General features: G+C 28.6%; 13 protein-coding genes. 11 read left to right on the forward strand and 2 right to left on the reverse strand.

From position 1 onward, the window contains the following. Positions 1-53: 53 nt before the first annotated feature. The 3 genes from dnaJ to IC175_RS11035 all read left to right on the forward strand — a co-directional run bounded on the left by dnaJ (position 54) and on the right by IC175_RS11035 (position 4,544). Positions 54-1,208, forward strand: coding sequence for a molecular chaperone DnaJ (dnaJ, locus tag IC175_RS11025; RefSeq protein WP_227432574.1), 1,155 nt, complete (start codon positions 54-56; stop codon positions 1,206-1,208). A 992-nt stretch (positions 1,209-2,200) separates the two neighbouring features. Continuing rightward, positions 2,201-3,136: an ROK family protein gene (locus tag IC175_RS11030; RefSeq protein WP_227432579.1), complete on the forward strand. Its 936-nt coding sequence runs from the start codon at positions 2,201-2,203 to the stop codon at positions 3,134-3,136. Positions 3,137-3,170: 34 nt separating this feature from the next. After that, positions 3,171-4,544: an MFS transporter gene (locus IC175_RS11035; protein WP_227482842.1), complete on the forward strand. Its 1,374-nt coding sequence runs from the start codon at positions 3,171-3,173 to the stop codon at positions 4,542-4,544. 182 nt (positions 4,545-4,726) lie between these two features. On the opposite strand, the gene IC175_RS11040 is transcribed toward IC175_RS11035, so the two are convergent. Both IC175_RS11040 and IC175_RS11045 read right to left on the reverse strand, forming a co-directional pair. Next, complete coding sequence (locus IC175_RS11040) at positions 4,727-5,494, reverse strand: helix-turn-helix domain-containing protein (protein ID WP_227851511.1); 768 nt, start codon at positions 5,492-5,494, stop codon at positions 4,727-4,729. A 29-nt stretch (positions 5,495-5,523) separates the two neighbouring features. Beyond that, entirely contained in the window at positions 5,524-6,633 is a 1,110-nt protein-coding gene (locus IC175_RS11045; RefSeq protein ID WP_227824176.1) for an ABC transporter ATP-binding protein, read from the reverse strand. A gap of 338 nt (positions 6,634-6,971) precedes the next feature. Here IC175_RS11045 and prmA point away from each other — a divergent pair, with 338 nt between their 5' ends. The 8 genes from prmA to hpf all read left to right on the forward strand — a co-directional run bounded on the left by prmA (position 6,972) and on the right by hpf (position 12,569). After that, positions 6,972-7,919, forward strand: a complete 948-nt coding sequence (gene prmA, locus IC175_RS11050) for a 50S ribosomal protein L11 methyltransferase (protein ID WP_227432583.1) — start codon at positions 6,972-6,974, stop codon at positions 7,917-7,919. An 18-nt stretch (positions 7,920-7,937) separates the two neighbouring features. Then, positions 7,938-8,693, forward strand: coding sequence for an RsmE family RNA methyltransferase (locus tag IC175_RS11055; RefSeq protein WP_227432584.1), 756 nt, complete (start codon positions 7,938-7,940; stop codon positions 8,691-8,693). Positions 8,694-8,697: 4 nt separating this feature from the next. Then, the gene (gene mtaB, locus IC175_RS11060; RefSeq protein ID WP_227824174.1) at positions 8,698-9,996 is read left to right on the forward strand and encodes a tRNA (N(6)-L-threonylcarbamoyladenosine(37)-C(2))-methylthiotransferase MtaB; all 1,299 of its coding nucleotides are present in this window, start codon (positions 8,698-8,700) and stop codon (positions 9,994-9,996) included. A gap of 43 nt (positions 9,997-10,039) precedes the next feature. Continuing rightward, complete coding sequence (locus tag IC175_RS11065) at positions 10,040-10,390, forward strand: histidine triad nucleotide-binding protein (RefSeq protein WP_227432586.1); 351 nt, start codon at positions 10,040-10,042, stop codon at positions 10,388-10,390. Between the two features lie 162 nt (positions 10,391-10,552). Continuing rightward, positions 10,553-10,732, forward strand: coding sequence for a 30S ribosomal protein S21 (gene rpsU / locus IC175_RS11070; RefSeq protein ID WP_003416618.1), 180 nt, complete (start codon positions 10,553-10,555; stop codon positions 10,730-10,732). A 29-nt stretch (positions 10,733-10,761) separates the two neighbouring features. Further along, complete coding sequence (locus IC175_RS11075) at positions 10,762-11,205, forward strand: GatB/YqeY domain-containing protein (protein ID WP_227432587.1); 444 nt, start codon at positions 10,762-10,764, stop codon at positions 11,203-11,205. Positions 11,206-11,315: 110 nt separating this feature from the next. Further along, positions 11,316-11,813 (forward strand): TspO/MBR family protein, encoded by a 498-nt coding sequence (locus IC175_RS11080; RefSeq protein ID WP_227432588.1) that lies wholly within the window; start codon positions 11,316-11,318, stop codon positions 11,811-11,813. 192 nt (positions 11,814-12,005) lie between these two features. Continuing rightward, complete coding sequence (hpf, locus tag IC175_RS11085; protein WP_227432589.1) at positions 12,006-12,569, forward strand: ribosome hibernation-promoting factor, HPF/YfiA family; 564 nt, start codon at positions 12,006-12,008, stop codon at positions 12,567-12,569. Positions 12,570-12,619 lie beyond the last annotated feature (50 nt).

Raw genomic sequence — 12,619 nt, forward strand, 5'->3', positions numbered from 1 at the left:
TAGTTTATTATTCTACAAGCTATCGTTTTGTAAAATGAAGGTGGTGTCAATTTTTGAGTACAAAAAGGGATTATTATGAAGTCTTAGGTATCAGTAAAGGTGCAGAAGCTCAAGAGATAAAAAAAGCTTACAGAAAGTTAGCAATGAAGTACCATCCAGATAGAAACCCTGGTGATGAAGAGGCTGAAGAAAAGTTTAAAGAAATAAATGAAGCTTATGAAGTACTTTCAGATGATACAAAGAGAAAGACTTATGACCAATTTGGACATGATGGGCTAAATGGTCAAGGAGGCTTTGGAGGCCAAGGTGGATTTAATGGCCAAGGCTTTGGTGGATTTGAAGATATGTTTGGAGATATATTTGGTGACATGTTTGGAGGGGGCTTCGGAGGTGGAAGACAAAGAAGAAGAGGTCCACAACGTGGTGCAGATATAAGACAAAATGTTACTATATCTTTTGAAGAAGCTGCATTTGGTAAAAAAATGTCTATAAAGCTAAATAGAAGTGAAGAATGTGATGAGTGTGATGGAACTGGAGCAAAACCAGGAACATCAAAGAAAACTTGTTCAACTTGTAATGGAACTGGTCAAGTTAGAACTGTTCAAAGAACTCCATTTGGAAATATAGCAAGCTCAAGACCTTGTAGTACTTGTAATGGAACTGGAGAAGTAATTGAATCTCCTTGTAGCAAATGTCATGGAACTGGAAACACAAGAAAAGTTAAGACTATAGAAGTAGATATACCTGCAGGTATAGATGATGGTCAAATGATAAAACTTGCTGGTCAAGGTGAAGTGGGAGAAAAAGGTGCTCCAAGAGGAGACTTATACATTGTAGTTAATGTAAAATCTCATCCATTGTTTACTAGAGATGGAAATGATATTTACTTTGAGATGCCAATTACATTTGTTCAAGCAACTTTAGGTGATGAAATAGAAGTACCTACTTTGGATGGAAAAGTTAAGTATAGTGTGCCAGAAGGAACACAAACTGGAACTGTATTTAGACTTAAAGAAAAAGGAATTCCTAGAATTAGAGGTAATTCAAGAGGAGACCAATATGTCAAAGTTGTAGTCGAGATTCCTAAAAAATTAAATGATAAGCAAAAAGATCTGTTAAGAGAATTTGCGAAGGAGTGCGGGTCGAACGTCCACGAAAAGAAAAAAACATTCGGACAGAAAATAGAAGATATGTTTAAGAAAAAGTAGTTAAAATAGCCAATATAATGTAATCATATTCTTTAGAATCTAAATTATTTAGTTATAAGATTTTGAATTAATATAATATGATTTTTATATTGGCTATTTTTAATATATAAAAATAGTTTTTATTTAAAAAATAAAACTGAATATAAATAATTTTCTGAAAAAATGCTTGTCCCTACATATCTAATATGCTATAATATAATCAAATAAGAGAAAGGGGTGATTCCAGTGGGAACGGATGTGGCACAGCCAAATGATGAAGAAAACTCAATTATAATCTATGAAATAAAGTTAGATGTTTTTAGTGCTATATTAAGTACTGGAAAAACTCAAAAGCTGGGATAATTATTGGAATTGCCTAGACTTAAAATTTTGGTAGTAAAATAGTCATATTGTATAGCCAAAGCATCTAAGTTTTAAAGTTATTTGTAAGAATTAAAACTTTTACAAATTGCATATTTGCTTATAATTTAGTTAGAAAAATTTACGTAAAAAATTGCTTTTGATATGTGCATATGTAAAGAAATATGTATATATGATTAGGTAATAGGCTAGATATGTATGTAAAGAAATATGTATTTAGTAAAATATATGTATATGTAAAGAAATATATATATTATGTGTATAAAATTTTTAGTATAGATTGGTGAATAATAAAAGCAACTTATTATGTTATGGAAAACTAATTTATGTTTGTAAAAAATATATTTAAGATTTGGTTGATATATAGTTGCAAAAATATTGTTTAGTACGAAAAAATAAGTCGAGATAAAAGTTTAAAATAATTGATTTAAATATAGTTTGTTTTGACATCTAATAAATTGAAATAATTTATAAAAATAGACATCTTCTCATAGTGAAAATATACTATGGGAAGGTGTTTTTATTTTGTATTAAAGATATTATTAAAGATTTGCATGGTTTTACATTTTAATATAATATAGACATGATAATATATATATATTAATAAAATTTAAAAGAGAAAGGTGAGAAAGATGTATTATATAGGTGTAGACATTGGAGGAACAGGCATACAAGCAGGTGTGGTTGATAATCAAGGAAAGATACTTTTTAGAACAGAATGTAAAACTGTGGTTGAAAAGGGATTTGAAGGAATACTAGATGATATAAAAATAATGATTGATAAATTGTTAGAAGAAAACAATCTAAAGATGAAAGAGATAAAGTCTATTGGATTTGGAGTACCTGGGTTTATAAATAAAAAAGGTTTAGTAACTTGTGTAAACTTAAAATGGGATGGAGAAAGTTTTGAGAATGAACTAAAAAGAAGGTTTCCAAATGTTGAAATTCATGGAGAAAATGATGCAACAGTAGCAGCACTTGGAGAATCAAAGTTTGGAAGTATGAAAGGTGCAGATGTTGGAGTTTTATATACTTTAGGAACTGGAGTAGGTGGAGGAATAGTAATTAATCAAAAAGTTTTTTCTGGAGCCCATGGATTAGGCTCAGAAATAGGGCATCAAGTAATAGGAGAAAACTATTTTGATTGCAATTGTGGAAATAATGGTTGTGTGGAAACTTTTTGTTCAGCAACTGCCATTATAAAATATTCTCAAAAACTTATACAAGAAGGTAGAAAAAGTATGATTTTAGATTTAGCAGAAGGAGATTTAAAAAAAATAAATGCAAAGATGGTGTTTGATGCATATAGAGAAAATGACACAGTTGCAATTGAAGTAATAACTAGATTTAAAACTTATTTAGCAAAAACATTTGCAAATACAATAAATACATTAGACCCAGAAGTGATATCAATTGGTGGAGGAGTTTCTAAAGCAAGTGATATAATACTTGATGGGATTGAAGAATTGGTAAGAAAGTTTGTTTTATACAAAAAAGAAGATATAGCAAAAATTGTATGTGCAACCCTAGGTTCAGATGCAGGAATTATAGGAGCAGCTTTTTTATAAGATAAATGAATCAAAAATATTGGGGGCATGATATATGAGTAAGATAAATGCTAAAAGAACTCTTTTTTTAGTGGCTATAGGCTCAGGAACTATGCTGAATCCTCTTAATTCATCTATGATTTCACTTGCATTACATAGTATACAAAACGATTTTAATATTAGTTTTACAACTGTGTCTTGGATGGTTTCAGCCTTTTATTTAGCTAGTGCTATTGCACAGCCAGTTTCAGGAAAGATTGGAGATTTAATAGGTAGAAAAGTTTTATTTTTAAGTGGTTTAATACTCGTAAGTTTTTCAGCATTTATGGTACCATTTACTCAATCATTCTTTATATTGATTTTTATAAGAGTAATTCAAGCTATTGGAACAAGTACATTGTATCCATCTGGAGTTGCTCTTATACAAAATAATATAAAGGAAAGACAATCTTCTGCATTAGCAGTTTTAACTATTTTTGCTTCAACTACAGCAGGATTAGGTCCAACTTTAGGCGGAGTATTGCTTGATTTAGGTGGATGGCATGCTATATTTCTTGTAAATATACCAATTGTTATGGTTGCCATTTGTCTAGGATATTTTTTATTTCCAAAAGAAATAAAAAAGAAAAAAAGTATAAAAGAGACTTTTAAGAATGTTTTATCAAGATTAGATGTTGTTGGTATAGTTTTATTTTCAATTGCAATGATTTTTATATTACTATTCTTATTATCAGTTAAGGAGTCTTTTAATTTAGAGCAATTTGTATTAGGATTAATTTTGATGTGCATTTTTATTTGGCATGAACTGAGAACGAGATTACCCTTTATAGATATTAAACTTTTTATGAGTAATCCTAAGTTATCAAAGGTATATTTACAGTTTATTATATTAAACTTCTTCAATTATATCTTATTTTTTGGTCTTCCAAGTTATTTTCAAGATGCACTACATTACAGTGCTAGGTCAACTGGTCTATTTATGTTGTTCATGTCTGGTATAGGAATTTTCATATCTCCATTGACTGGAAAATGGATAGACAAATCTGGAACTAGAGTACCTCTTATAGTGTCATCAATTTTTATGTTGATTAGTGCAATACTTCTTTCATTAATCTTTATTCAAATACCAGTAATAGGTAAGGGGATAATTTTATCATTAGCAGGTGTTAGTTATGGAGTTGGTAATGTAGCATTACAATCTTCAATGTTTAAAGAAAGTCCTCCTGAGAGCATAGGTACAGCCTCTGGCCTGTTTCAAACTAGTCGTTATTTAGGTTCAATTTTTGCTACTGTACTACTTGGAATGGTATTTGAAGCAACTATAACATCAAGTCAATTTAAAATTTTAGGATATGTTATGGTGATTTTAGGTACAATAAGTTTTTTGCTAAACTTTGTTTTTACAAAACAATTAAAGCAGGCGAAATAATGTATTAAAGAAACAATAGATTCAATAAGATTAAAGATATTATTTATAAAAAAGGATATCTTATCAAATATTTACAAGTTTAAAGGAGAGAATATTTGATAAATAACATTTGATAAAGTATATAGTATTTTAACTTAAAATCAAGCAGAAATGTGAGTTAGCATTTCTACTTGATTTAGCAGTTAATTTTTTTTATATAGAAAATAAGATTTTACACTTAGATAAAAAATCATTGCATTTTCAAAGTTTTTTAAATCAAGGTTGAGTATTTCATTAATTTTTTCCAACCTATATACCAGTGTATTTCTATGTAAAAACATATCACTAGATGTTTTAGAGATGTTTAAGTCATTATTTATAAATTTTATTCCTGTAGATAGAAGTTCTTCATCAATGGATTTTATCTTGTTAAAGTCTATCAGTCTATTAAGTACATCGTCTTTGTTAATTAAGTCTAAAGTTTTATACCTAATAAGGTCAAATAAATTTAAAAATTTATCCTTAGCATTATCTTTTACAATATAAGATAGTAAATCAGAGCATAACTGCAATCTAAAATTAAAATCAGATTTGTTATCTAACTCACCAAGATAGAAAATATAAGTACTTTGATAAGTTTCAGTTTCAATTATATTTTGTGTAGTTACATTAATGTCTAAGTTATACTTAGAGTTTACTACAAAAAAACTACTATGTTGAATTGTATTTATATCATCATATAAGTTATAAAAAATACCTTTTAGATATTCAAAATCTATATGTGGCTGATAAATTAAATAAAAGTGACCATTTAGATTATCTAAGTTATTTTCATCTAAAAAATCAATAACATAAACAGTATCATTAAAAGTAACTAAATGACTATTGGCATCTAAACTTTGATTTTTATAAGGGTAAATATTTATTTTTTTATTGAGTTGTTTTTCAAAAAAACTTTTCAAGTCTTCCATAAAGTCTCCTTAGAAATAAGATTATACTATTATCTTATAGCTAAGTCAGTTTCTTTGTCAAATAAGTGTACTCTATTATTATCAACTGAAAGAGTTAAATTATCACCAACATCAACTCTATTTTTGCTGTCAAATCGAATTGTTATTGTATTTACATCTAATTTTAAATGAGCATAGGTCTCTGCTCCCATAAGTTCTTTTATTTCAACTGTTGATTTAAAGCAAGTATCTTGATTAGATTTAACAAAAGTATCTTCTATATGTATATCTTCTGGTCTAATACCCATAATAACTTCTTTTTTAATATAGTTGTCTTTTATTAAATCATAGTGTTTTTCTCTATTTAATTTTATCTTAATGTATTCGTTTTTAGCATATATTTCTTCATTCTCTTCTATTAATGTAACATTAATAAAGTTCATCTGTGGAGCTCCAATAAATCCTGCAACAAACACATTAGCTGGATAGTCGTATACATCTTGTGGAGTTGCAATCTGTTGTACCACTCCGTCTTTCATTACTACTATTCTGTCAGCCATAGTCATAGCTTCAACTTGGTCATGTGTTACATAGATGAATGTAGTTCCAAGCTGTTGATGTAACTTAGTTATTTCTGTTCTCATGGCAGTTCTAAGTTTTGCGTCCAAGTTAGATAAAGGTTCATCCATTAAGAATACCTTAGGATTTCTAACTATTGCACGTCCTAGAGCAACTCTTTGTCTTTGTCCACCAGACAATGTTTTAGGTTTTTTATCTAAAAGAGGGACTAAATCCAATATTTTAGCGGCTTCTTTAACTTTTTTATCTATTTCATCTTTTGGCATTTTTCTAAGTTTAAGTGCAAATGCCATGTTTTCATAAACAGATAAGTGAGGATATAAAGCATAATTTTGAAAAACCATTGCTATGTCTCTATCTTTTGGTTCTATATCATTGACAAGTTTATCTCCTATATATAATTCTCCAGAAGATATTTCTTCAAGACCAGCAATCATTCTAAGCGTTGTCGATTTACCACAACCAGATGGTCCCACTAAAACTATAAATTCCTTATCTTTAATATCTATATTTATATTTTTTACTGCATTAAATCCATTAGAATAAAGTTTTGATATATCTTTTAATATTACTTCTGACATTGTAATTCTCCTTAATAATTTAAAATTTAATTATATAATATCAGATGATTTTATTGTAGGAAACATATAAAATAACCAAAAATTTTTGTTTAAAATGTATATCTTGCTAATTTGTATATAATAAATATAATGTGAACTATTTAAAATGTATTAAGGGAAAAGCATAATCAAATAAAGTGCTAAAAATAAGTTAGACAATTTATTATAAATTAAGTAAATTAACTATAATGTAGATATAAACTAATAAAAAATTTATAAAACAAAAAAGTATGATATTTGTGATATAATAAAAGTTATGGAAAAATAGGAAAATTAATATAGAAAAGAGAGGTAAACTTATGAATAATTGGATAGAAGTAACTATAAAAACAACAACAGAGGCAGTTGAGCCAATAACAAATATACTATATGAACAAGGTGCTGGAGGGGCTGTAATAGAAGACCCAAAAGATTTCTTATTTCAAAAGAAAAATGAATTAGATTGGGATTATGTAGAAGAAGAAGTATTTAAAAAGAATGAAGAAGATGGTGTACTGATAAAGACTTATGTGTCAGAAGAAAAAAATGTGATGGAATTTGTCGAAATAATAAAGCAAAAAGTTTTAGGACTAAGAGATTTTGGTATAGATATAGGTGAAGGAAGTGTGTCATTAGACCAAGTAAATGAAGCTGATTGGGCAAATGCATGGAAAGCATACTATAAACCAACAAAAGTAGGTCAAAAGGTAGTAGTAAAACCTACATGGGAAGATTACGATATGCAAGAAGGGGATTTGATAATAGAGCTTGACCCTGGTATGGCTTTTGGTACAGGAACACATGAGACTACTAGTATGTGTATTAGAGAATTAGAGAAATATGTAAATAAAGATTCTAAAGTATTTGATATTGGTTGTGGTAGCGGAATTCTTGCAATAGCAGCAGCTAAATTAGGGGCAAAAGAGGTTGTAGCTGTAGATTTAGACGAAGTTGCAGTGAAAGTTGCAAAAGAAAATGTGCTTGAAAATAAAGTTGAAGAGAATGTATCTGTAATGCATGGGAATTTAACAGATGTAATAAAAGATAAAGCTGATGTTGTAGTTGCAAATATAATCGCTGATATAATAAAAATACTTGCAAAAGATGTACAAAATTTTATGAAAGAAGATGCTATATTTATATCTTCAGGTATAATTTTGGACAAAGTAGAGGAAGTTAAAGAAAGCTTAATCGAAAATGGATTTGAAATAGTTGAGGTTCAAAAACTAGGTGAATGGTCAGCGATAGTTTCTAAACTTAAAAAGTAAAAGGCTGGGTGGAATATAATGGATAGATTCTTTGTTGAAAAAAATAATATAAATTTACAAGACAAAGCCTGCATTATAGAAGGTGAAGATGTAAAACATATTTCAAAAGTTTTAAGGTGTAAACTAGGAGAAAAACTTGAGATATGTGATAAAGATAATAATGAGTATATTTGCGAGATAACAAATATAGAAAAAAATATGGTTAATTTAAAAATTTTAGAAGAAGTTGATATAAATAGAGAATCTAAACTTAAGGTAAAATTATATCAAGGTCTTCCAAAAGCTCCAAAGATGGAGATGATACTTCAAAAACTAACTGAAGTTGGTGTAGATGAAATAATATTAGTTCAAACTAAGAGAAGTGTTGCTAAAGTTGATGATAAAAAAGAAGATAAAAAATTTGAACGTTGGGAAAGAATAATTTATGAAGCCGCAAAGCAAAGTAAAAGAGGTAAAATTCCAAATTTAAGAGGTGTTTTAAGTTTTAAAGAAGCTTTAGAAGATATGAAAAAAAATGATGTAAATATTTGTCCTTATGAGAACGAAAGAACTGTCTCAATAAAACAGGCACTTAAAAATTGTGATTCTAATATAGATAGAGTTGGAATTTTTGTAGGTCCAGAGGGTGGTTTTGCTGAGGAAGAAATAGAGCAAGTTCAAAAAGATAATTGCAGTACTGTATCATTAGGACCTAGAATATTGAGAACTGAGACAGCTTCTGTTGTAGCATCAACAATAGCTTTGTATGAGCTGAGTGATTTAGGAGGAGAATAATAAATTGAAAAAAGTAGCTTTTTATACACTTGGGTGTAAAGTCAATCAATACGAAACTGAAGCTATGCTAGAACTATTTGAAAAAGATGGATATGAACAAGTTAATAGTGAAGAATATGCAGACGTTTATGTTATAAATACATGTACCGTAACTCATATGAGTGATAGAAAATCTCGTCAATATATAAGACGAGTTAAAAAGAAAAATCCAGATGCAATAATAGCCGTTGTGGGATGTTATTCACAAGTATCGCCAGAAGAAATTTTGGATATAGAAGAAGTAAACCTAGTCATGGGTACAAATGATAGAAGGAAGATTGTTGAAGAGATTAGAAGGATAGATGCAAGTAAAAAAGTTAGCACAGTTGATGATATAATGAAGGTAAAAGCATTTGAAGAAATAGAAATTAGTCAAACTAATGGAAAGACTAGAGCATTTATGAAAATTCAAGATGGATGCGACAGATTTTGTACCTACTGTATCATTCCTTATGCCCGAGGACGTGTTAGAAGTAGGGATATTGATAGTATAGTTGATGAAGTGAAAAAATTGGCTAAAAATGGCTATAAAGAGGTGGTATTAACAGGAATACATGTAGCCTCTTATGGAAAAGATTTAAAAGATAAGGATATTAAACTTCTTGATGTAATAAAACAAATAAATGAAATAGATGCAATAGAAAGAATTAGACTTAGCTCTGTTGAACCGATTTTGTTTACTGATGAATTTGTGAATGAAGTTTTAAAGATGGAGAAGGTTTGTCCTCATTATCATCTATCTCTTCAAAGTGGATGTGATGAAACTCTAAAAAGAATGAATAGAAGATATACAACTGAAGAGTATAAGACTATTGTGGATAGATTAAGAGATAAAATACCAAATGTAGCAATAACTACAGATGTAATAGTAGGTTTTCCAGGAGAAACTAATGAGGAATTTAAACAAACATACAATTTCTTAAAAGATATAGAGCTTTCACAAATGCATATTTTTAAATATTCGCCAAGAAAAGGAACTCCAGCTGCAACTATGGAAAATCAAATTGACCCTCAAATGAAACACTTTAGAAGTGAACAACTTTTAAATTTAAGTAAAGAAAACTTTAGTAAATTTGCAACTAAATTTATTGGTAGTGAATTAGAAGTCTTATTTGAACAAAATATAGAGGGCAATAAGTTTGAAGGACTGACTTCAAATTATATAAGAGTTGTTGTTGAAAGTGACAAAAACATACAAGGTCAGATATTAAAAGTAAAAATAAATGATGTAAAAAATGAATATGTAGAAGGAATTTTGCTATAACATGTAGAAATTATAATATTTATAAGATAGGAGGTGGAAGGAAATGGATTGTATATTTTGTAAAATAGCGAACGGAGAAATACCTTCAACTAAAGTTTATGAAGATGAAAGAGTATTGGCATTTAATGATTTGAACCCAGTTGCTCCATATCATATATTAGTTGTACCTAAAAAACATTATGATAGTGTAATTGATATTCCTGATATAGAAATGGATATTGTGTCACATATTCATGTTGTTATTAATAAAATAGCTAAAGAGAAAGGTTTTGACCAAACTGGATTCAGAATCATAAATAATTGTGGAAGCGATGGAGGGCAAGAAGTTAAGCATTTGCACTATCATATTTTAGCAGGTAAAAAGCTTCCTAATTACGAAGCAGAACAAAACTAAACTAAATTATTGAAAAATTGAGTTCCTTCTTGATAAAAATACTTGATAAAAGTAAAAATTTAGTTTATAATAAACAAAGTGTTAGGTTGTAATGCATATTATGCAAAAAGAACATAGTTACAGTCCCAGCATAATTGCGCTATTGGAGGGAGGGAAAAAGAAATGTCAGAAGTAAGAGTTAGAGAAAATGAAACATTAGACAGCGCTTTAAGAAGATTTAAGCGTCAATGTGCAATGTCTGGCATCATGTCAGAAGTAAGAAAAAGAGAGCACTATGATAAGCCAAGCGTTAAGCGTAAGAAAAAAGCTGAAGCAGCAAGAAGAAAAAACGCTAAAAAATAGTAGTAAATAAGAATAAAGAGGTGAAGGGGATGTCCCTTAAGCAAAAGTTACAAGAGGATTTGAAATCTTCGATGAAAAACAAAGATACAGTGAGAAAATCTGTAGTAACTTTAATAAGAGCTTCCATAAAGCAGTATGAAGTTGATAATAGAACTGAACTTGATGAAGATGGAATTATCGATGTAATAGCAAAACAATTAAAGCAACGTAGAGATGCATTAGTTGAATTTGAAAAAGCTGGAAGAGAAGACTTAGTAAAAGAAACAGAAGCTGAAATTGAAGTTTTAAAAGAGTACCTACCTCAACAATTAAGCGAAGAAGAGTTAGAAGAAATTGTAAAATGTACTATATCTGAAGTAGGGGCAACATCTATGAAGGATATGGGAAAAATAATGTCAGTTATTCAACCAAAAGTTAAGGGTAGAGCTGACGGAAAACTTATAAATAAGTTGGTAAAACAAAACTTACAATAGATTGATATAGCCTAGAGAGAAATCTCTAGGCTTTTTATAATTTTTGAGAATAACAAGTCATATCTGAGCATATCTATAATCAAAGAAAATTTTGAAAGAAGGGGAAAAATTTGATTATATCGGTAAAGGAAATTAGAAATTTTTTGATAAACATATCAATACCATTAATAATAGGTTATTTAAGTAGTATTTTGACCATGTTGATTAGTGGAACAGATATTTCAACGTACTATCTACAACTTACAAAACCAAGCTTTGCACCACCAGCTTTTATCTTCCCTATTGTTTGGACTATATTGTACATATTGATGGGTATATCTTCATACCTAATATTAAAAAAAGGTTACAACTTGCCTAAAGTAAGAGATGCAGTGTTTTATTATGGATTACAACTTGCATTAAATTTTGTCTGGAGTATACTATTTTTTGGATTTGGACTTAGATTTACAGCTTTAATAGACATAATAATAATGATTATGGTTTCTATAATAGTTATTTTAAAATTTTCTAAAATAGATAAGAGAGCTGGATATATAAATTTGGTTTATTTGATATGGCTGGTTTATGCTGGATTTTTGAATTATTTTATATGGTTTATTAATAAATAGAATGTAAAGGTTTTGTAAATTACCCCGTACTTTTAATAATATCATATCAAATAAAAAATGAATAGACTATTAAAAATAATCATTTTCATATACAATTATATTAATTTAAATATAATAAATGTATCAAAAATATATTTAAAGATTAACATATTAAAGTATTAGAATTGGAAAGGCTCGAAGGGAGAGGTTTTTATGCAAATAATAGTATCTGGAAGACAAATGAAATTAACTGACGGAATAAAAGGATACGTAGATGGAAAATTAAGTAGGTTAGAAAAATACCTTGATCCTGAATCAGAAGTGAAAGTAACAGTAAGTGCGAAAAAGGATAGACAGAAAGTGGAGGTTACAATAATTCCTATTAATGGTCAAATAATAAGGGCAGAAGACGTAGAAGAAGATTTATATGCAGCAATTGACATTGTTTGTGACAAATTAAGTAGACAAGTTGTAAAGTATAAGACTAAGGTTAAAGACAAAGTTCAAAATAATAAAAGCATAAGATTTGAAAATATTGACTTTATAGATAATAGTAGCGAATTTAATGATTATGACTATGATGATGAGGAAGATGAAAATATAGTTATAGAGAGAAGAAAGAAATTTAATGTAAAACCTATGAGTTCAGAAGAGGCAATTCTTCAAATGGAGTTGGTAGGACACAACTTCTATATGTTTAGAAATCAAGATAACTTTGAAATAAATATAGTATATAAGCGTAAAGCAGGTGGATATGGTTTAATAGAGCAAGACTAATAAAAAAATTGTATACTTTTTATATTTTATATACAAAAAAGTAAAAAGGT

The sequence above is a fragment of the Clostridioides sp. ES-S-0123-01 genome (assembly GCF_020658415.1).
Taxonomy (GTDB): domain Bacteria; phylum Bacillota; class Clostridia; order Peptostreptococcales; family Peptostreptococcaceae; genus Clostridioides.